Source organism: Thermoplasmata archaeon (genome assembly GCA_035632695.1).
In the GTDB taxonomy this organism is placed as follows: Archaea; Thermoplasmatota; Thermoplasmata; order RBG-16-68-12; family RBG-16-68-12; genus RBG-16-68-12.
This window is the reverse complement of the sequence record DASQGG010000032.1, coordinates 25720-46538: the sequence shown is the minus strand read 5'-3', so window position 1 is coordinate 46538 and position 20819 is coordinate 25720. Positions and strand designations below refer to the sequence as shown.

Sequence of the window (20819 nt, the reverse complement as noted above, 5' to 3'; positions counted from 1 at the left end):
AAGGCCACGTTATTCCACGTGTGGCTGTACGCCTTGCCCCAGTAGTTCGGGTACACTTTGATAACCGTCTGCGCGGCCTGCACGTACGTGTCGAGGTAGAACGGCCCCGTCCCGATCGTCTCGATGTAGGGGTTCGAGCAGCCCTCCGAGAGTCCGGCTTGGGCACATGTGTACGGCGTGAACGCCGTGTTGATGCCGCGGTCCCAGGTGTCCACAACGTTGCCGCTCGCGCCCGCGGACCAGTTGTTCAGGGCGTTGGGCATCATGTGGTTCTGCCAGATGTGCAAGGGGATGATCGGAACGACCATCGTGGCGTAGAAGAACAGCGCATAGGCGCCCTTCACCGCGTTCGCCCCCGTTCCCGTGTACACGGGCAGGAGCTGGAAGTTCACCGACGTAGCGGAGAGCTTCTTCACGGCCGTGTGAGACATGCACGCGTAGGGGAGGCTCGCAGGGGCCGTGCAGCCGGGCGTGGTCGCGTTCCACAGGGGGACCATGGGCTGGGGCCACCAGAGCGCCGGGTAGATGACCTGGGCGTTGGTGCTCCACGGCAGGGTCTGATACGAGAACACGACATCGTCCGCGCTCAGGGCCTGCCCATCGGTGAACGTGATCCCGGTGTGCAGGAAGACCGTGAAGTTCAGGAAGTCCGCGCTGTGGCACATCCCGTTGTACGGTCCCGGTATCGATGCGACCGATGGACAGTTGGCTGCTGGGATCGCCTGGTCGCTGGCCAAGTCCGAATACAGTTTCGAATCTGGGTCGTACGTGTACAGCGACTCAAAGTTATACTCTAGCATGTACGCTTTCCAAACCGAGTTCGTGGCCACGTCAAAGAAGTTCAGCGAGACCGCCGGGTTCTGCAGCCCGACGACGAGCTGAGTGTCAGAGGCTTGAGCGGACACGACGTTGGTTTGGACGAGCAACACAAAGCTCGCCGCGACCATCACAAAGACGATGATGACGGCGTGCAGAGTGTTCGAGCTAAGCCATTTCTTATTCATGCTCTTACTCCTCCACTTAAGCCTAGCCGCGGGAATGGATGAAAACCGTATAAATACGTTTGTAGCGTACGAAGAACGTCCCACACGTCGACATCGCAGCGACCCGAAATCTTGGGTTTTCATGGAGAAAACGGCTGCCGCATTGGTCCGAGAAACGCCATGCGCATGGACAGGCGGATTCGGACGCTCTTGGAACCCAGTCCTGCTCAACCCCAGATTCCCGAAATTTCGGTTCCACGGTACTCGGCATCCGGTCAGGAAGGGCGCGGGCTCGGTTAGGTCGTCAGGGCGCGGCAAGCCGACGACGATGCAGCGTCTTCGACCGAGCTGAGCCACCGCGCGCGAAGCATGATGTCGCTACGGAGGGCTCGCCACGCCGCCGCGACCTGGGGCTTCACGAGGGGGGTGAAGGCGAACCCGTAGCGGACGTCCATGAGCACGAGGGGCTCCGGCGCGGCGATCCCGAAATCGTGCCGAACCCCGTCCAAGGCCGCCTCGATCTCCTCAAGTCGCACCTCCTCGCGGGCGTAGGCGAGCATCGCGGCCACCACGCGACGGACCATGCCGCGGCGGAAGCTCCGCGCCCGGACGTCAATCGCCGCCACCTCGGGCGTCGGCGTCAGCGCCACTTGGCCGAGCGTCATCCGCGCGGGCCGGGGATCGGATGTAAACCAACCGAAATCGTGCTCTCCCTGGAAGACCTTGGCGGCCACGCGAAGCCGATCCAAGGACGGCGGGTCGACCAGGTGGTAGCGGTACCACCGCTCCTCCGCGCGACGCGGATGGAAGGAGTCCGGCACGGTCGCGAACGCCCACGCCCAAACGTCGTGCGCCTTGCCGTTGAACGCGCCGAGGACGGCCTCGGGGCGCAGCGTCGCGTTGAAGGCGATCACGTTCCCGACTGCGCTCACGCCGCGGTCGGTCCGACTCGCGCTCCGGAAGAAGGCCTCCTGGGGGTCCGTGAGCACACGGACCGCTTTCAGCGCGGCGAGGCACTCCCCCTCCACCGTGCGGGCGTGGGGTTGCCGCTGGTGCCCGTAGAACGCCCGACCGTCGTAGGCCACCTTGAGGGCGACGCGCATGCGAAGGTCATAGTATCTTGGATAATATAGCGCACCGATGCCCCGGATCCGAGTCGTCCTCGTCGAGGCGAAGAACGAAGGGAACGTAGGGGCGGTCGCGCGCGCGATGCGGAACTTCGCGGCCCGCGACCTCGTCCTTGTGAACCCCTGCCCGATCGGCGACGAGGCCTACAAGCGGGCCATGCACGGCGTGGAGATCCTCCAGGCCGCGAAGTCCGTGGAGTCCTTCGAGGCCGCCGTACGCGGGGCGGACTTCCTCGTGGGGACGTCCGGCATCGACACGCGCAGCGAGAAGCGGTTCGCCCGCATCTCCGTCACGCCCCGGGAGGCCGCGGCGCGGGTCGCGCCCCTCGCCGGCACCGTGGCCATCGCCCTGGGGCGCGAGGACTTCGGGCTGTCCGAGGGGGAACTCGCCCGGTGCGATCTCCTGGTCACGATCCCCGCCGCGCCCGACTACCCGATCCTGAACCTCTCCCATGCCGCGACGGTCGTCCTGTACGAGCTGTTCGCGGCGCGGGCAGCCGGCCGCGCCCGCCGCGAGGCTTCCGGCCTCGAGAAGGAGAAGCTCCACGAGGCGTTCGCCGCCCTGCTCGAAGCGACGGACTACCCCGAGCACAAGCGCGCGCGGACGAAAATCATGTTCCGGCGGCTCATGGGCCGGGCCGTGCCCAGCGCGTGGGAATTCCACGCCCTCATGGGCGTCCTCCAGCGTGCCACGAAGCGCATCGCGCGTCTGGAACGCGTTCGGTGACGGGGGCGGATCACAGGGTGGCGCCGATGTGGAGGCTCCGGTCCGTCTTCTCCATGCTCCGGCGGGCGTCCTTTTCGAGGGACATCAGGGCGCGGATCGCGTCGACGTTCTCGGGGACCACGTCGGACTCCTGATGGACGGCCTGGAAGTAGTACAGCCGCTTGCCGTCGACCACGTGGACGCCGTCCTTCCAGACCGCGATCTCGTAGAGGTCCGACCGGTTGCGGGACAGGTCGCGGGCGAGCTCCATGATCTGGGCCGTCGACTTCACGCCGTCTGCGCCGGACACGAACGTGATCCGCGGGAAGCGCTTCCAGACCTCGAGGACCTGCGCCGGGTCCGCGGGCTTCTTAAGGTCCACGGAGACCGCGTGGACATGCATCAGGGTCGACGACACCTTGACCGCGACCGTGTGGATGTTCAGGTTCGGCAGGACGCTCTGGACGTCGGGACCGTGGTGGCTGGGCATCTCGAGCTCGGGTTCGATCGCATTGATGGGGCCCTTCTTGGAGTCCCCGGGGTCCGCGGCGCGGCGGACCATGACCGCCAGGACCTTCTCGACCCCGAGGTGGGCCTCGAGCGGGTACAGCGTGCGGATGAGGCCCGTCGTGTTGCAGGAGGGGACCCGTACGAACGGGGCGCCGAGGCAGTCCGCGTAGTTCGCCGCGGCATTGAAGGAGAGGTTCGTCAGGGAGTGCTCCTCGCCGCCCTGCCAGATCGCCTTGACGCCCGCCTTCTCGTACGCCGCCTTGTAGCCGCTCTCCTCGGGCGTGCAGTCCACGACCAGGTCGGCCTCCTTGAGGAGATCGTCGATCGTGCCCGCGACCTTGAACCCGGCCTTCTGGAACCTCCCGAGCGCCTCCTTGTCGCTCGCGTACACGGGGAACCCCTTCTTCGCGGCGATCTTGGCCTCGAAGTTGGGCTTCGTCTTCGCGACGCCGACGACCTTCATGTCGTCCTGCAGGGCCACCGCATCGGCGACGCGCTTCCCGATCGTTCCGTATCCGTTGATGGCAATCCTCGCGGGCATGGAGCAACCCCCGGAGCACCCAACGGGGGCTCCACTAAAAACCTTGTGCGTGAGATGTAATTGCAGCGGACCCGTTCGCGACGCGTCGGGCCGCCGACGGCGACGCGGGCCCATGCCAACGTACATCTCCCCCGACCCCGATGGCGGGGCATGCTCTGCAACTACTGCGAGGAACAAGCTCGCGCCACGTGCCGGTTCTGCGGGGCCGGGGTCTGTCGAAACCACATGAAGGCCGCGCGATTCGCGACCGGCGGTGCGACCCCGGATCCCTACGCCGGCACCCAGCGAGGCGAGTTCATCCTCGTGGGCAATGCGATCTGGTGCGGGCGATGCCAGGTCCAGTGGTTCGTCGCTCCGGGCGCGTAACTACCGAAGGTAGAGGCCCTGCCGGATCCGCGGCACCATGGCCATGAGGACCGCCGCCTCGGTCAGCGCGTCCCGATCCATCCGGCGCTCCGTGAGGTATCCGATGGCCCCGTACTTGGACCCGATTTCGCGCACACCCGTGAGCTCGGCCATCGCGTCGCTCACCGTGCGACCGTCTCGGACCGCCTCGACGACCCGCGGCGGATACTCGAACCCGGGACCGTGGCCCAGGGTCACGCGGCCCCGGCGGTCGACCACGGCGCAGTACTGGACGTCCAGGTAGTCGCCGACGGCCGCGTCCCAGATCAGCCCCGCCTCGATCCCGACGCCGAAGTCCGCGTCCTGGAGGGCGGACCGAGCCCGATTCATCGCACCCACGGGCGCCTGCTGGTCGATCGGCTGCTCGGGCACGCCCGTGGAAACGGGGGTGGCCCGCACGCGGACTCGTTGGAAGAGATCCGCGAAGACGTGGCGGACCGCGCGGACCTTCACGGGGTTGTCCGTGCCCACGCGCACGACGAGGGGCGTGAGCCGCTTCCCATGCGGGTCGATGGTTCCCGCGCGAATCCGGCGCGACTGGATCGGGAGGCCGTCCTGGGCGAGGACCATGGGCACGGGACGCACCTCCAGCGGCCGAAGCCCCTTGCGCACCCGTGCCTCGTTCAGCTCCTTCCCGACCGGGGCGCGGTCCGCGGAGACGACGAGCACGTCCAGGTCCGGGAGGTCGTCCGCCGGCCCGTACACGTCGTCGATGGGCTCGATGCCGAACGCGGTCCAGCCGCGGGATTCGAGATGGCGCCGCAGGTTCCGTTCCCGAACGGCGTACGGGTTGACCTCGGAACGGGTCTCCCGCGCGAACCGGTCCGTCGTGAGGCCGATGAGCACCGTGTCGGGCTTCGCGGAGAACGCCGCGGCGAGCAACGCCTTGTGCCCGTCATGGAGCAGGTCGAACGTCCCGCCCATCGCGATGCGCATCGGCGGGCGATTCGGTCCTCTCGATATAAGGATGCCCTACGGGAGGAGGCGCCCCTCATGGATGGCGATCAAGTCGGAGTAAAGGGCGAAGGCGGTCTGGCGGAGTCCGGGATTGCGCTCGGACACGAGAATCTCCTTGAGCATGTCCGTGCGCGCCAGCAACGCGTTCGACGTGCCATCGATCGCGGCCAGGGGATGCTCGAGAGGCAGCTCCTCCACGGTCACCGAGGCGCGGACTTCCCGGCCTTCCTTCCACCCGCGCCCGACCTGCTTCACCCGCCGCCCGAGCGCCCGGGCCTCCTGGACCCGGGCCGGGGAGATCCCCGCGATCCCCTGACGCGGGATCGTCTCCGGCCGCAGACGGCCTCCCATGAGGACGTTCGCGATCAGGCACGCCTTCGCCGCGGCGTCCCAACCCTCCAGGTCCATGGACGGCTCCGCTTCGAGGAGACCCAGCCGCCGCGCCGCCTCCACGCCGTCCTGGTAGGAGCGGCCGGCCTCGACCTCGGAGAGGATGAAGTTGCTCGTGCTGTTCAAGATGCCTTCGAACGACTCGACGTGCGCGCCGCGGAGCGTCTCCTGGAACAGATTGAACACGGGCGCTCCGTCCATGACCGTGCCCTCGCAGCGGAAACCGACATGGCGACGGCGCGCGAGCTCGCGCAGCTCGCGGTAGTGGTAGACGACGGGGCCCTTGTTGGCCGTGATCACGTGCTTGCCGCTCGCAAGGGCGGTCCGGATGTGCTCGACCGCGACTTGGTCCTCCGCGATGCGCAAGGGCGTGATCTCCACGACCACGTCCGCGCGCACCCGGCGCAGGAACTCGAGGACGTCCCCCCGGATCGCGCGGCCGCACGGCTCCAAGGAGCGGTCCGCGGACACGAGCTCCAGGGCACGCCGCAGGTTGATGCCCCGGGCATTCTCCACCCGACCGTGGCGGCCCGTCACGATGGCGACCACGGAGGCCTCGAGGCCCTGCTCCCGCCGCAGTTCGGCGCGGCGCTCGAGGAGCAGGCGGGCGAATTCGCGGCCCACGTTCCCGAAGCCCAGGAGGACGATCCGATGGCCCACGGGCGCCACCTCGCGGCGGGCTGAAGCGGCGGCAAGGGGTTAAGTATTCCGTGCGGCTAGGACGGCTTCCGAGTCCAGGCGAAGCGGAGGCGCCCCTCCCACCGAAAGACGTTTGAAAACTTCGGGCGCGGAAGGCTTCTTTCTACTTGAGAATTCCGAAATGCTTAAGTATAGACCGATTCTTCCCAGAAGTCCGGATGCGAGGGGGCACGCGGAAGCTCGGCGTGGTCGAGAACATCGCCCACGATGGGAGCCTCCTCGTTCGCTCCAACTTCGCGCCGGCACGAGGCGCGGAGATTCTGGACAAACGGAACCGCCCCCTGGGCCGCGTGATGCGCGTGTTCGGACCCGTGAAGGAACCTTTCACCTCGGTCCGGCCGTCCGCTCCCGCGGCGCCGTCCCTGGTCGGGGCGGACGTGTACGTCGGTGAGGGAAAACATGCCCACGAAGAAGATCGAAGAGGCCGAAGAGGTCACTAGGTGCCCTGAGTGCAACTCGGGCCACCTGACGTTCGACTACGAACGCGGCGAGCTCATCTGCGAGGAGTGCGGGCTCGTCCTGAACGACCAGATGATCGACCAGGGCCCGGAGTGGCGCGCGTTCGACGTGGAGCAGGGCGAGAAGCGCGCGCGCACGGGCGCGCCCATGACCTACACGATCCATGACAAGGGCCTGTCCACGACGATCGGCTGGAAGAACAAGGACTCCTACGGGAAGTCGATCCCGACGCGGAACCGCGCCCAGCTGTACCGCCTTCGGAAGTGGCAACGCCGGATCCGCGTGAGCAACGCGACGGAGCGGAACCTGGCGTTCGCGCTCAGCGAGCTGGACCGCATGGCGAGCGGGATGGGGCTGCCGCGGAACGTCCGCGAGACGGCCGCCATGGTGTACCGCAAGGCCGTGAACAAGAACCTGATCCGTGGGCGGTCCATCGAGGGCGTCGTCGCGGCCTCCCTGTACGCCGCGTGCCGCCAGTGCAACGTGCCCCGCACGCTCGACGAGATTGCGAACTCCTCCCGCGTGGGCCGGAAGGAGATCGGCCGCACGTACCGGTTCATGACCCGAGAGCTCAAGCTGAAGCTCATGCCCACGAAGCCCCAGGACTACGTCTCGCGCTTCTGCTCGGAACTCAAGCTCAGCGGCGAGGTGCAGTCCAGGGCCGTGGAGATCCTCAAGGACGCCCAGGACAAGGAGCTCACGTCGGGACGCGGGCCCACGGGCGTGTCGGCCGCGGCCATCTACATCGCCTCGATTCTGTGCAACGAGCGCCGCACGCAGCGCGAAGTCGCGGACGTGGCGGGCGTGACCGAGGTCACGATCCGGAACCGGTACAAGGAGCTCACGGAGAAGCTCGGGATCAAGGTCGAGCTCTAGTCGGCGCTTGCGAGGCCGTCATCCCGGGAGCCGGAGCGAGCCCCGGATCAGGGGGGTCACGCGTCCACCGACCTTGACCGCCTTCGGCACCTTGCCCTCGGCCTCCACGCTCACCTCGATCCGGCTCGCGTGCTTCATCTCGAGGCCCTGCTCGATCACGAAGGACGGGGCGGGCAGCGCGCCGTTCGCCGCGAGGTAGGTTCCGCAGGCCCCGGCGGCGCTCCCCGTTGCGGGGTCTTCCCGGATGGCGTCCTGGGGCGAGAACGCGCGGGCGTGGACCTGGACCGCCGGGTCCGTGGTCTCGAACGAGAAGACGTAGGCGAGATGGTGGGGCCCGAGCTTCGCGAGGAACTTCCCAAGCTCCCGCATATCGTAGTCGATGCCTTGGACCGCCGCGAGGGATCGCATGGGGACCTGGAGGGACGGAATCCCGGTGGACGCGACCTGGGGCTTGAGCTTGCCTTTGCCGAGGTCGCGGGGCCGGACGCTCAGGGCCTTGGCGAGGCCCTCCACGGACGTGAGCGATCGGCCCACGCTCGGCTCCCCCTGGGTCATGACGACCTTCTGGATCTGCCCGTTCTCGATGAAGAGCTCCAAGGGGAGGACGCCGATCTCGAGCTCCTGGTACACAACGCTCCGGCCCTCGGGCTTGGGGACGAGGCCCTCGAGCGCCGCGACGTACGCCGTGCCGAGGGACGGGTGGCCCGCGAAGGGGATCTCGCCTCCGGGGGTGAAGATCCGGTTGCGGTAGTGGGCGGCGGGGTTCGTGGGCGGGAAGACGAACGTGGTCTCCGAGAGGTTCATCTCGCGGGTGATGCCCTCCATCTCCTCCCGGGAGAGGCCGGTCGCCCGCGGGAAGACCGCGAGCGGGTTCCCTTGGAGCGGCTTGTCCGTGAACACGTCGACCCGCCAGAAGTCGTAGAAGCGCTCGCCCATGGTCCTCGCTCCGCCGCAGATGGCCGTACGCATTCTTAATGCTGAGCGGGCCGCCGGCACGGGCCTCGCGCCCAGGGAGGGCGAGCGAAGGGAACCACATGTTTTTCCTTCGCGCGCGCTTGGCCATCCGTCGCCATGGGAAGCGTGCGGGACGCAGGGAAGGCGAGCGCACCGCTTGGATTCCGGATCGACGATCCGCGGGTCTCGGAACGCGTCCAGCGGTTTCCCGAGAGCGTGATCCGGGAGATGACCCGAGTCGCGGCGGCCCATGGCGCCGTGAACCTGTCCCAAGGGTACCCGGACTTCGACCCGCCGCGGGAGCTCCTCGCCGCGGCGAAGACCGCCCTGGAGAACGGGTACAACCAGTACTCGACGACCTGGGGCGCTCCGGAGCTGCGGGAGGCGATTGCGCGGAAGGCGAGAAGCTTCAACGGGATTGACGCGGACCAGGAACTGAACCTGGTCGTGACGTGCGGGTCGACCGAGGCGATGATGGCCGCCATGCTCTCCCTCGTGAACCCGGGCGACGAGGTCGTCGTCTTTGAACCGTTCTACGAGAACTACGGGCCCGATGCGGTCATGAGCGGCGCGACCCCGCGCTATGTGCGGATGGAGTGGCCGGACTGGCGCATCGACGAGGAACGCCTCAAGCAATCCTTCACGCCGCGCACGAAGGCCGTGATCGTGAACACGCCGAACAACCCAACGGGCAAGGTGTTCTCCAGGCAAGAGCTGCGCCTCCTGGCCGACCTGTGCTCCGACCACGACGTCGTCGCGGTCACGGACGAGATCTACGAGCACATCCTGTACGACGGCGCGCGCCACGTCTCCCTCGCTGCAGTCGGCGACATGTTCGAGCGGACAATCACGATCAGCGGCCTATCGAAGACGTACAGCGCGACGGGGTGGCGCGTGGGATGGGCCATCGCGCCGAAGACCCTCGCCGATGCCATGCGCCGGATCCACGACTTCCTGACCGTGGGCGCGCCGCATCCCCTCCAGATCGCCGCGGCCACGGCGCTCGACCTGCCGGAGTCGTACTACGAGAACCTGGCGAGGCAGTACCGCGCGAAGCGGGATCGGTTCGTCCGCGGCCTGCAGTCCGCCGGCTTGGACTGCCGGGCGCCCCGCGGCGCGTACTACGTGATGGCCGATTTCTCCGGGTTCCCGTTCGAGGACGACTGGGCGTTTGCCATGTACCTGGTCGAGCGCCTCGGCGTGGCCACGGTCCCGGGGAGCAGCTTCTACGGCAATTCGGGGGACGGCGCCGGCTACGTCCGGTTCATGTTCTCCAAAAAGGATGAGACGCTCGAGGAGGCCCTCCGGCGCCTCGAGCCGCTGCGGGACCTCCGGTAGGTCTTTCACGTCGGCTGCCCTCGCGCCCTTTGATGGCGGGCGACGCGGACCTGCTCCTGCTCGGCGGACGGATCTTCACGGCCGCCTCGTCCCGAGCCTGGGCGAGCGCGATGGCGATTCGCGGCGACCGCCTTCTGGCCGTGGGCACGGACGCCCAGGCGGAGCGCTGGTCCGGACGGAAGAGCCGTCGGATCGACCTCCGCGGACGCGTGGTCGTCCCCGGGTTCGTCGACGCGCACACGCACCTCGCCGACGCGGCGGCCGAGCTGGGCTGGACGCGTCTCGAGCACGCGAGGAGCCTCAATGCGGCGGTGGACGCACTTCGGCGGGCCGCGGCAGACACGCCGCCCGGGGCATGGGTCCTGGGCACGGGCTGGGACGAGGCCAAGTGGCCGGAGCGTCGGTATCCAACCCGGGAGGACCTGGACCGCGCGTCGACTCGCCACCCTGTCGTGGCGCGGCGCGTGGACTGCCACATGGCGGTCCTCAACACGATGGCGTTGGCGCGGGCCGAGGCTCTGCGCGGCACGCGGGGATTCGAAGTGGACACGGCGGGCCGAACCACGGGCGTCCTCAAGGAGGACGCGTTCGTCGCGTTCGCGGCGTCGTACGCGGCCGGCGAGGACGGGGTCCGCCGCGGCCTCGAACGCATCGCAGGACGGGCCCACCGACTGGGCATCACCTCGATCCACGACGTCGTCGACCTCGCCGCGTGGCGGGCGTACCAGGCCGCGCGGCGCGCGGGACGCCTCCGGCTCCGTGTGTACGCGATGCCGCGGGACGCCCTGCTGCCTGCCTTCGCGGCGTCCGGGACGGCAACCGGTCTCGGCGACGCCTGGCTCCGCCTCGGGGCGATCAAGGTCTTCTCCGACGGCTCCCTGGGCGCGTACACGGCGGCCCTGGGACAGGACTACGCAGGGCGGCCCGGCGACCGCGGCGTGCTTGTCCACACGCGCGCCGAGCTCCGGGAGATCCTGGGGTCCGCCCACCGTGCGGGGTTCCAGACCGCGACCCACGCCTTGGGGGACGAGGCCATCCGCCAGGTCGTCGAGGCGCTCGAGGACGTGCAGGCCGTGAGCCCTCGAAAGGACGCCCGCCACCGGATCGAGCACTACGAGCTCCCGGACGACGACGTGCTACGGCGGACCCGCGCCGCAGGCATCGTGGTCTGTGCCCAGCCCAACTTCGTGGGGCAATGGAGCGGGCCCGGGGACGTGTATGCGACACGGCTGGGGCGCGACCGCGCCTCGAAGAACAACCCGTACCGCCAAATCCTCCGGCGGGGCATCCCCCTGTGCTTCGGTTCGGACGGCATGCCCTACGGACCCCTGTACGGGGTCCACTGGGCCGTGAACGGGTTCTTCGAGGACCAGCACATCTCGCCGGAGGAGGCCGTGCGCGCGTACACGGCCGGCGGCGCATACGCCTCGTTCGAGGAGCGAACCAAGGGGAGCCTGGAAGCGGGGAAGCTCGCCGATTTCGTCGTCCTGGCCGGGGACCCGTTCGCGGAACCGGATCGGATCCGGCGGTGCCGGATCGCGTCGACATGGCTCGGCGGCGTGTGCGTGTACTCGGCCCGGACCCGCCGCTAGTCTGGGTCAAGCCTCATGAACCGGGGCCGCCTTCGTGGGGCAGCCCAAACACAACCTGACGCGGGCCCCCGCGGGGGCAGGCGTTTCTTCTCACGCCTCGGTCGATCCCAGCTGGGAACGGAACACGCGGTAGATGCTGCCCCAGATCTTGCCGCCCGAGGGCAGTTTGTTCTCGAAGTTGTTGATGCCCGCCCAGGCCTCGAACCCCGCGCGCGTCGCCTTGTCGTACCGACCCGAGGCGGGGCCGCGGTAGTAGCCGAGCCGAGTGAGGCCGCGCTGCAGCTCCTTGACCAAAGGCGGGGTGAGGGGGAGCACGTCCGTGGGACTTTCCCGATTCAGGAGGGTCACGTCGTAGATGTTGAAGATCCGGGTGAGCTCGTCGATCGGCGCGGGATGGTCGTCCACGCGCACGTCGACCCACCGGTCGTTGAGCCCCCCGTAGCCTCCCTTCGCGCGCACGACGAGGAGCGCGGCGGACTGCTGGCCGCGGCGGTCGCCCCCCGCCCGCTGCCCCGCGTGGAGGGCCGCGAGGAGTCGGACCGGGAGGTCCCCCTCCGTGGACTCGAACGCGCGGGCCATGCCCTTGACGACGTCCTCGCCCGCCAGGATGTTCCCCTGGCACGCGTAGTTCCGCCCGACGAGGCCGCCCGCCCACTCGAAGCATTCGTCGCCTGTGTACGAGGCCGCGCGGCCGCGGGCGTCGACCACGCCGACCTGGCGCTGGGCCGCCATGGGGTCCTTCGCGGTCAGGCGCTTGAGCGCCTCCCGGGGATGGGCGCCCTTCTTCAGGAGGGCGATGCCCCGGGGACCGAAGGCGGTGTTCGCGAAGGACTGCGTCGCGATCGCGCCGACCCCGGCCTCCGCCCACGGCACGACCGCGCCCACGGAGACGAAGCGGGACTCGACCGCCACGCCGAGGTCCTTCGTCCTCGGGTCGAAGGCCACGATGCTGAACGTGGAGGGCCGCGGCGTCCGCATGGAGGGCGGCAAGGGAGGGACCGTATATCCCCCTTTCTTCGTGGCGAGAGGGTTATTACGCCGCACCCCGTTCAGGGGAGCGACCTCCGGGTCGGAGGAGGGATGATGAAAGTCCGTCCAGGTTGGATTCTGGGAATCGTCGGTGGACTGATCACGATCGTGGGCGCCGTGTTGCCTTGGGCCACGGTCTCGGGCGGGTCGCTAGCGGCTCCCCTTACCTTTTCGGGGGCGACCGTGGGGCTGGGAGGGATCGCGGTCCTCCTCTTCGGCGTGCTCGGGCTCATCTGCGTCGCCATTCCCAACAGGATTACGGCGATCCTCGGGCTCGTGTGGGGCATCTTGGCGCTTCTCCTGGCGCTCCTTACACTCGTCGGCCTCGCCGCGATTGCTGCGCTGGCCGCAGGGTCCGGGACCGGCGTGACCGTGACCACGCAGTACGGCGCGTACTTGGCCCTCGTCGGCACCCTGGTCCTGATCGTCGGGTCCGCGATCGCGTACACGGAGGCCAAGAAGGCGGCCGCGCCACCCATGATGCCGCCGCCCGTGGCGCCCCCGATGGCCCCACCGCCGAGCTAGATCGAGCCGCGGACGGGGCCGGCGGTGGGTCTTTGAGCCGCAGGCCCTTTCTCCGCCCGTCGTGCACGTCTTCCTCGACCTCTGGGGCGTCCTCCTCGACTCCGACAGGATGCAGGAGGAGTACGGGCGCCGGCTCGCCCGCCGGATGGCGGAACGCTTCGGCGGTCCCGAGGACCGATGGCTCCAGGCCCACACGGCGGCGTGGACGGAGTACGTGCGCGCGGTGGACTCGGCGGACTGGAGCCGCGGGTCGTGGGCGGCGACCGTGGCGGATCTGGACGCGCGCTTCGCGCTGCGCCTGCTGGAACGGGCCGGGGCCGCGTGGCGACCCTCGGACGCCTTGGCGTTCTCGCGGGAGCTCGAGCGGGAGACCATGTCCACCGTGGACGCCCGATTCCCGGACGCTCGCAGGGCGATCGAGCGGCTCCGTGCGGCGGGCCACCGGGTCTACGTAACCACGCAGGCCACGGACTCGAACGCCCGGGGAGCCCTCGCGGGTGCGGGGCTCTTGGATGCCGTGGACGCGGTCTTCACGGGAACGTCCCAGGACGCACCCAAGACGGGTACGCGGTACTGGACCGGCGTCTTGTCGACGGTGAACGCGCCGCCGCACGACTGCGTCGTGGTCGACGACCGGGCGGACTACCTCCAGGCCTCCGCGACGATGGGCTGCCTCGGACTCCTCCTCGACCGCGACGGGATCTACGAGCCCGAGATGATTCCGCGGTTCGTCCGGGCCACCCTCCGGAACTTGGCCGGTCTGCCCCACTTCGTGGACGTCCTCGCATCGGAGAGGGATCGTACCTCTACTTAGAGGTATGAAACGCTCGGACCGAGCAGGAAGGGCCTACGGTCGCACGCGTTCCAGCTTCACGTACCGCACGTCGTCGCCCACTTCGCCGAACAGGATCTGCTTCTTCACGCCGTGGGCGAGGCGCACGGCGCGGCTGATCTCGGGCCAGGCGCCCCGGTGGCCCTTGGGGACCACGTGGACGAGGTACTTCGCGTGGTGGACCTCGGGATCGCCTTCGTAGGCCCGGAAGTGGGCCCCGTACTTGAAGCCCGTCTTGGCGATCACGCCGCGGGCCGTGAGGTCCTCGTACGCCCGCAGGCGCACGACGAAGTCCGGTTGGATGGTCTTCGCCTCCTTGAGGAGGCGGGCGAGCCCGATCCGCCGGTCCGTCTCCGCGTTGCGGACCTCGAGGAGTCCCGCCTTGAGCAGGAACGCCGTCTCCAAGAGGCTGAGCTGGAGACGCCGGCCCACGATCTTGCCGAAGTACCCGGCCTCGTGGAGCGCCTGGGCGTGGGCTTCGTCGAGGACGACCGCGCGGTCTCCCTGGAAGTACGCGGGGACGGGGGGCTGGACCTTCGGGGGAGGCAGATGCCCGCGAGGCGACGCTTCTCGGACGGCGTAGTACGTAACGTCGGATTCCTCGTCCACGAGGCCCAGGAGGAGTGTCTTACGCACGGAGGCGGCCTCGTCCGCCCGCTCCAAGAGCTCGGCCAGGTCGAAGACCGCGCGCTCGCTCAGGGCCCGCACCCAGTAGAGGCTCGGGGTCTTTCGCGGCGCTCCGCCTCGGGGGAGGACGTGGAAGTCCACGACGCCCTCCCGGGGTTCGACCACGTAGCCGCGCTGCCGCAGATCCCGGTACACGAGGTAGCGGATTTCGAAGGCGCCCGCCCCCGCCGCGCGGAAGAGCTGGCCCAGGGGGACCGTCTTCCCTCGGCGACGCACCTCGAGCCGCTCCGCCTCCACGAGGTACACGGCCTCGAGCGGAGCGAGGTCGAGGCCACCGCCCGCGCGGGGAGTCCCGAAGTAGCCGCGGTTGTAGAGGACGCTCGCCTCCGCGGGATCGTCCACGGTCACCCGGCCCTCGCGGAGTTCCCCCGGCATCGGGGCGGCGAACGCCCCGGCCTCGATAAAGGGTTCGTCTCTCCGGCGGCGGACCACCGGGCCGCGACGGACGCCCGAAACCGGTGCACGGCGTTTATATAGAAGTACTCGTGTTGTCAACCACCGTGAAGCGGGACCAGCTCATCGACTCGGTGCGCGAGGTGCTCGCGAAGACGGGATTCTTCCTCTCCGAGCCGCACGGGGAACGCGGGCTCTGCTTCGACTTCGTCGCGCGCCGGGACAATCTCCTCCTGATCGTCAAGGTGCTCCAGAACGTGGATGCGCTCAGCAAGGCGACTGCGGAGGAGCTCAAGAACATCGCCCGCAGCCTGCGCGGTTCGCCCGCGGTCCTCGGGGAGCGCACGGGCACGGGGGCGCTCGAGCCCGGCGTGATCTACAGTCGCTTCGACGTCCCGATCCTCTCGCGCAAGACGTTCCTGGACTTCTTTGAGGAGGGCGTGCCACCGTTCGTGTACTCGGCCCCCGGCGGACTCTACGTCAAGCTGGACTCGGAGGCCCTCCGGGCCCTGCGGGAGCGGGGGCAGATGTCCCTCGGTACGCTCGCCGAGATCGCCGGCGTCTCCCGGCGCACGATCCAGATGTACCTGGAAGGGATGTCCGCGTCCATGGAGGTGGCCTCCCGCCTCGAGGCGGTCCTCCGCGAGCCCCTCGTCCTCCCGATGGACCCGTTCGCCCTCATCGCGGCGGCCGAGAGCGTGGCGCCCTCGCCCGCCCGGCTCGAGGCGTTCGAGCGCGAACTCTTCCAGCGCCTGGAGCGCCTCGGCTACAGCGTCCTCCCGACGGTCCGGAGCCCGTTCGACGGGCTCGCACGCCACGAGGAGACCACGTACCTGGCGGGCGTGGAATCCGCAGACACGAAGCTGGAGAAGAAGGCCACGATCGTGTCCAACATCGGCCGGGTCGTGGAGAAGGACGCGGTCATGTTCGTCGAGCACCGCACCCTGCGCCTGAGCATCCGCGGCCTCCCGGTGATCGCCCGGGAGGAGCTCCGCAAGGTGAAGGACCGGGACGCGGTGGAGGACCTGATCGCGGAGAGGAAGGGCTGATGGAGGAGATCCGCCTCGGCGCGGCGACCCTCTCCCTCTTCCCGGCGGTCCGCGGCCTGCCCAGCGATGGCGAGGCGGTTCGGGAAGCCATCGCGGCCCTGGAGCCGGACGTCGTGGCGCTGAGCGTGTCCCCTGAGGAACTGGACTCCCTCCGAGCGTACCCCGGCGGGAACCTGGAGCCCGAGACCACGGAGGACGAGGCGTACGTGGCCGGTCTTTCCGCCTGGGAGGAACCCGTGATGCCGCCGCCCTGCTTCACGCAGGCCGCGCGGATCGCGGAGGCGCGGCACATTCCCCTCGAGGCCCTCGACCTGAGCGAGGAGGCCTACACGGAGGCGTACACGAAATCCGTGTCCACGGTGGAGCTGCTCCTCCAAGGACGCTTGGAGAACCGCCTCCTGAAGAAGCGGTTCCGCGTCGCGACCCCGCGGGAGTTCGCGATCGCTTGGGACGCCGAGATCAACCGGACGGCCGGCTTCGCTCGCCTCCAGAAGGAGCGGGAGCGGTTCATCGCGTCGCGGATCCGGGAGGTCGCCGGGGGCCGGGGGCGGGTCCTCGCGGTGGTCGAGGTGGAAAGGGTAAAAGGGGTGCTAGCCGCGCTACGCGGTTAGCGCCCGACGTACTGCGAGTTCGTCGTGTCCCCGAGGATGAGCGAGAACACCGGGGAGCCCGCTTGGGTCACGGTCACGGCGTACGTCCACGACGTGCCCTGGCCCAGGTTCTCCCAGAGGTAGACACCGCCGCCGCTCGTCCCGATCGCGACGTCATCCCAGCCATCCCCGTTGATGTCACCGACCGCGAACGCGGTGATCGTGCTGCTCGGGCTGAACGCGGGGAGGCTGCTCTGAATCACCGTGTTCGCCACGTCGCCGCGAATGATCCGGACGGTCGTGCCGAAGGAGAGGCCGATCGCGAGCCCCGGGAAGCTCGTCGTGAAGTTGCCGAACTTCACTCCGGACACCGAGGTGCCTGCGGCGTACCACAGCCCGCTGGCCGTGAGGCCGCCCGCGCTGCCCATCCACTTGTACACGTTCCCGTTCGAGGTGCCCGCGACCAGGTCGGAGAACCCGTTCCCGAGGGAGGATTGGGCGTCGACCATGTTGATCGTGGAACCGTCCGCCGTGAGCGTGACGCCCGTGGTTCCCGACGGCGTGTTCGCGTTGATCCACATCTTGTCCACGTAAATCGTGTCGTAGCTCGGGGATGCCGCGACGACCCGGTTCGTATCGAGGGCCCGAATCCACACCGTCTTCCCGGCGACGCTGGCCGGCATGGCGAACGTGTAGCTCACGTCCGAGGTGCCGGTCACCGTGAACATCGTGGTGTACGTGCCCGTCGTGGGGTCCGTCCCGACCACGTTCGTGGAGTACGCGATCGTGAAGTTGTCGAACTCCGGAGGCGTCGTGCTTCCCGTCTCATGCCCGATCAGGTTGAACGTGAAGGCCGTGCCGGGCCGCGTCGGGAGCACGCCGAACCGCCAGTATTGTTCGAGGGCGCTCGCGGAGCCCGCGGTCGAGGACCACGTGAGCAGGACGTTGTCAAAGCCGCCCACGGAGCTCCCCACGGTCCCGCTCCCGAAGGCCGCGTACATGACGACCTCCAAGCAGTAGGTCGCCGGGTTCGACATCGGCTTCGTCGTGATCAGGGATCCCACGTTCACGTTCGAGACGACCGTCCATCCCCGGGCCGTCGTGATGGGGCCCGAGGTCCATGCCGCGGACGAGGCGGACGCCGGCGGCCTGTTGCAGGTCGCGTTCACGAAGGCCGCCATGGTTACCCCGTTCGACGCCGTGTTCGTCGTGATCTCGTAGTTCAGGGAGAGCGACGCGGTGAACGGAGACGAACCGGTCACCGTGAAGGGTTGGTACCAGTATCCCGCGACCGTGCTGCTCGCGTGGAAGGGCGCGGTCACCTGGGCGTAGGCCCCGGAGGGGTTACCGCCCGCGGGCTGGGCTGCGCCCGTGGCTCCGTTGTAGGCCGAGGCGAAGGTCCAGTTTGCGGCCGAGTTGTTGAAGCTCGGGTTCACCGTCGAGCCGCTCCGGAGGGAGAAGTTGAGGGGTCCCTCGGTCACCTGCTCGTAGATGCCGTCCTGGACGTACGTGCTCAGGTAGCTACCCGAGGTGACGTTTCCCTTGAGGGTCTGCTCGGTCCCCGCAAACCAGTTGTCGCTGATGCCCGTGTTCTGGAAGCGGCCGTAGCCCAGGTTCGGATACCATTTGAGGTACCCGGAGGCTCCGCCGACGGCGATGTCGTTCCAGACGTCACCGTTGAAGTCCCCGATGGAAATCGTGTTGATCTGGGAGCCGCTCCCGGGCTGGTCGACGTAGGTCCGCGTCCAGTTGCCGTTGTTCGCGTAGTACCAGATCCAGCCGTTGGCGCCGCCGCAGACGACGGAGGGCAACCCGTTTCCGGTCAGGTCCCCGGCCGCGATGGCCGTGCAGGTGGAGGGCGGGGACGGGTCGTAGAACACGGGCAGGTAGACGATCGCGCCGGTCGCATCCACGGCCCGCCGGTAGATGACCACCGGAGTGCTGCTCGACACGAAGCTCTCGGCAATCCCCAAGGTGCCGTCATGCCAGAAATCGCCGTACGCGAGCTCCACGTTGCTCGCGGTCGGGCACTTCCCGTTGCCGCCGCCCTGGACCCCGGAGGTGGACTGACCGCCCGAACACACATCGAAGGCGAGCGGCTTCCACGCGTCGAAGCCGTTGAAGTCCTGGTAGAAGACCGAGTAGACGTGGCTCGCCCAGGCGGGATTCGCCCCTTCGTCGTCGCCGATGGCGAGGTCCATCTTGTAGAGGGGCGCCTGGATCTGGAGCTGGGACGACACCGCCGCGTACGACTCATCGGAGTCCTTGATCGACGTGATCGTCAAGCCGTAGTTTTGCAGGCCCGCGACCCATGGGTCCTGGTTGACACGAGCCAGGTTGATCGAGAACCGGTAGCTCACGGTCCCCGCGTCGCTCCAGAGCGCGATGGCGCTCGAGCCGCACGAGCCCTTGGGCGGGCAAATGGGCAGGTTCGCGTAGATCCCGCCGGTCGGCGCCCGGTTGAGCTGCTGGCCGCCCGCGAAGTCCTTGATCTGGACGTTCCCGAAGAACACCTTGCCGACCTCGTTGCTGCCGTTCGCGTCCACGGTGAGCATGTTCACCTGGACGTAGACGATCGCCGTGGAGCTGAACACGGTGGACGGGTTCCGGAACGCGGGGTCCGAGAAGGTCCGGATGGACGGGAACGCGCGGAGATTGCCGTTGTCCGCGGTGATATTGATCGCGTCCGTGGTCGTGAACCGGTCGTTCTGGCTGTCCGTCAGGAGGACGGAAAGCGGGTAGCTCGCGAAGTAGTAGTAGCGGGGGTACTGGGGCGGCGGCGTGTAGTAGTTGACCCCCACGGAGCCCGCGTCGTTGAGCTTGAACCGGTAGCTGTAGATGTAGTAGCCGTTCACGAACTGGTAGAAGCTGAAGGAGGAGGTCGTGGACGGGATGCTCGCGGAGGTGACCGTCTTCGACGCGCCGTACACCACGGACTGAGCGGGGTTGCCGCTGAACGGGTCGAGGAGCGTGAACTGGTCGACCCCGTACACGTTCACCAGGCTCGCGCTCCCGACGACCACGACCACCGTGTCGGCCCCCTTGAAGGTCCGGGTCGGGGATGCCGCATAGCCGTACGTGTCCCACTGGGACGCGTTGAAGATGTTGTAGCCCTGGTTGCCGTTCCAGCGCAGGTTCGGGGGCCGGCCGCTGCCACCCAGGCCGCCGCCGTTGTTGTTGCCGCCCGTCGGGCCGGGAATCACGTGGAGGATCATCCGGGTCGTGGCCAAGTGGTTCTCGTTGTCCTTCGCGCTGAAGAGGACGATGGACCCGTCCATCCCGGCCGTGGCGCTCGCTGTGCAATCGTTCGGGCGGTAGAGGGTGAAGATGCCGTCGTTCGCGACGGCGTCCCCGTGGTTCGCGGAGGGACCGTCGTCATACATCTGAAGGGGTTGCGCGCAGCTCGGGGAGCCGTAGAAGTACGTGAGCGAGGCATTCACCGAATTGCGGTTCAGATCCTGGGGACCGTCGGGGTCGATGACCTGCGCGAAGACGTAGAAGGGCGATCCCGTCTGCACGGGGAGCGGCGTGCCCAGGTTGTTCCGCGCCGCGTACACGTTGAGGAAGATCGGGGGACGTGAGCCCGCGGGCGGGGTCAGGACCGAGGTCCACAAGACGACGCTCCGGGTCGTGTCGACGACCGTCACGGTCACCGTGTCCGTGGAGCGCAGGAACTTGCTGAAGTACGAGAAGCGCTGACCCACGTTCCAGCTCTGGCCGGTACCGTCGAGCATGCCGTAGGAGACGGAGCCGTTCACGATCCGATACGCCGCGATGCGGATCACGGACGTGGTCGTCGGACTCGAGCCCCGCTGGTCTTGTACGTAGATGAGCGTGCTTCCGGCGGACATGGGCTCGCCGCCCTGGTGCGTCATGTTGATCCAGTCGCCCTGCTCGACCTGCGAACCCCCCTGCAACGTGTACGTGGGGTTCAGGGTCGCCAGGATGTCGACCCGGGTCTGGGCGACGGGCGTCGGGATGCTGGAGACCCAGATGATGATCGTGGAGAACAGGACCACGGTCATCGCCAAGATCAAGATCGTGCCGACGACTTCCGAAACACCGGACTCCTCTTCGCGCAGTACGACTTTCATCGAGTGGCCTCCCGGTGGGCAGGAGAACGGTGGGCCACGCGACCCCACGCTATATAAACGCATCGCGGTAGTTACCGGGCGCT

19 protein-coding genes are annotated in these 20819 nt (G+C 68.3%); 10 read left to right on the top strand and 9 right to left on the bottom strand.

What is annotated here, in order from left to right; genetic code table 11:
• On the bottom strand, positions 1-1004 hold a 1004-nt coding region (locus VEY12_02735; protein ID HYM39048.1), incomplete at its 3' end, for an ABC transporter substrate-binding protein.
• A gap of 275 nt (positions 1005-1279) precedes the next feature.
• A complete protein-coding gene (locus VEY12_02730) occupies positions 1280-2086 on the bottom strand; it encodes a tRNA pseudouridine(38-40) synthase TruA (GenBank protein HYM39047.1) in 807 nt (268 codons plus the stop codon).
• A gap of 37 nt (positions 2087-2123) precedes the next feature.
• Between VEY12_02730 and VEY12_02725 the strand changes: the two genes are divergently transcribed.
• Complete coding sequence (locus VEY12_02725; GenBank protein HYM39046.1) at positions 2124-2837, top strand: RNA methyltransferase; 714 nt, start codon at positions 2124-2126, stop codon at positions 2835-2837.
• A 10-nt stretch (positions 2838-2847) separates the two neighbouring features.
• Here VEY12_02725 and VEY12_02720 read toward each other — a convergent pair whose 3' ends face one another.
• The gene (locus VEY12_02720) at positions 2848-3867 is read right to left on the bottom strand and encodes a type II glyceraldehyde-3-phosphate dehydrogenase (GenBank protein HYM39045.1); all 1020 of its coding nucleotides are present in this window, start codon (positions 3865-3867) and stop codon (positions 2848-2850) included.
• 150 nt (positions 3868-4017) lie between these two features.
• Here VEY12_02720 and VEY12_02715 point away from each other — a divergent pair, with 150 nt between their 5' ends.
• A complete protein-coding gene (locus tag VEY12_02715; GenBank protein HYM39044.1) occupies positions 4018-4233 on the top strand; it encodes a hypothetical protein in 216 nt (71 codons plus the stop codon).
• On the opposite strand, the gene yjjX is transcribed toward VEY12_02715, so the two are convergent.
• A complete protein-coding gene (gene yjjX / locus VEY12_02710) occupies positions 4234-5208 on the bottom strand; it encodes an inosine/xanthosine triphosphatase (protein ID HYM39043.1) in 975 nt (324 codons plus the stop codon). It abuts the gene before it with no gap.
• 36 nt (positions 5209-5244) lie between these two features.
• The gene (locus VEY12_02705; protein HYM39042.1) at positions 5245-6288 is read right to left on the bottom strand and encodes a homoserine dehydrogenase; all 1044 of its coding nucleotides are present in this window, start codon (positions 6286-6288) and stop codon (positions 5245-5247) included.
• Between the two features lie 188 nt (positions 6289-6476).
• Between VEY12_02705 and VEY12_02700 the strand changes: the two genes are divergently transcribed.
• Together VEY12_02700 and VEY12_02695 are read left to right on the top strand one after the other, a co-directional pair.
• Entirely contained in the window at positions 6477-6758 is a 282-nt protein-coding gene (locus tag VEY12_02700; protein HYM39041.1) for a Gar1/Naf1 family protein, read from the top strand.
• Positions 6718-7653: a transcription initiation factor IIB gene (locus tag VEY12_02695; protein ID HYM39040.1), complete on the top strand. Its 936-nt coding sequence runs from the start codon at positions 6718-6720 to the stop codon at positions 7651-7653. Before VEY12_02700 ends, VEY12_02695 begins: the two co-directional genes overlap by 41 nt.
• An 18-nt stretch (positions 7654-7671) precedes the next feature.
• On the opposite strand, the gene VEY12_02690 is transcribed toward VEY12_02695, so the two are convergent.
• Positions 7672-8589: a PhzF family phenazine biosynthesis protein gene (locus VEY12_02690; GenBank protein HYM39039.1), complete on the bottom strand. Its 918-nt coding sequence runs from the start codon at positions 8587-8589 to the stop codon at positions 7672-7674.
• A gap of 135 nt (positions 8590-8724) precedes the next feature.
• Between VEY12_02690 and VEY12_02685 the strand changes: the two genes are divergently transcribed.
• Both VEY12_02685 and VEY12_02680 read left to right on the top strand, forming a co-directional pair.
• Positions 8725-9945: an aminotransferase class I/II-fold pyridoxal phosphate-dependent enzyme gene (locus VEY12_02685; GenBank protein ID HYM39038.1), complete on the top strand. Its 1221-nt coding sequence runs from the start codon at positions 8725-8727 to the stop codon at positions 9943-9945.
• A 32-nt stretch (positions 9946-9977) separates the two neighbouring features.
• A complete protein-coding gene (locus VEY12_02680) occupies positions 9978-11537 on the top strand; it encodes an amidohydrolase (GenBank protein HYM39037.1) in 1560 nt (519 codons plus the stop codon).
• A gap of 90 nt (positions 11538-11627) precedes the next feature.
• Here VEY12_02680 and VEY12_02675 read toward each other — a convergent pair whose 3' ends face one another.
• Complete coding sequence (locus VEY12_02675) at positions 11628-12515, bottom strand: DUF1028 domain-containing protein (protein ID HYM39036.1); 888 nt, start codon at positions 12513-12515, stop codon at positions 11628-11630.
• A gap of 105 nt (positions 12516-12620) precedes the next feature.
• Between VEY12_02675 and VEY12_02670 the strand changes: the two genes are divergently transcribed.
• Both VEY12_02670 and VEY12_02665 read left to right on the top strand, forming a co-directional pair.
• A complete protein-coding gene (locus VEY12_02670) occupies positions 12621-13091 on the top strand; it encodes a hypothetical protein (GenBank protein ID HYM39035.1) in 471 nt (156 codons plus the stop codon).
• Positions 13092-13152: 61 nt separating this feature from the next.
• Positions 13153-13905 (top strand): HAD family hydrolase, encoded by a 753-nt coding sequence (locus VEY12_02665; protein HYM39034.1) that lies wholly within the window; start codon positions 13153-13155, stop codon positions 13903-13905.
• A 33-nt stretch (positions 13906-13938) separates the two neighbouring features.
• Here the strand turns inward: VEY12_02665 and endA are convergent, their stop codons facing one another.
• Positions 13939-14985 (bottom strand): tRNA-intron lyase, encoded by a 1047-nt coding sequence (gene endA, locus VEY12_02660; GenBank protein HYM39033.1) that lies wholly within the window; start codon positions 14983-14985, stop codon positions 13939-13941.
• A gap of 125 nt (positions 14986-15110) precedes the next feature.
• Between endA and VEY12_02655 the strand changes: the two genes are divergently transcribed.
• Positions 15111-16052: a transcriptional regulator gene (locus tag VEY12_02655; protein ID HYM39032.1), complete on the top strand. Its 942-nt coding sequence runs from the start codon at positions 15111-15113 to the stop codon at positions 16050-16052.
• Entirely contained in the window at positions 16052-16663 is a 612-nt protein-coding gene (locus VEY12_02650; protein HYM39031.1) for a hypothetical protein, read from the top strand. The genes VEY12_02655 and VEY12_02650 overlap by 1 nt, the downstream gene beginning before the upstream one ends.
• Here the strand turns inward: VEY12_02650 and VEY12_02645 are convergent.
• Positions 16660-20736: a type IV pilin gene (locus tag VEY12_02645; protein ID HYM39030.1), complete on the bottom strand. Its 4077-nt coding sequence runs from the start codon at positions 20734-20736 to the stop codon at positions 16660-16662. The two genes, VEY12_02650 and VEY12_02645, sit on opposite strands and share 4 nt — an antisense overlap.
• Positions 20737-20819 lie beyond the last annotated feature (83 nt).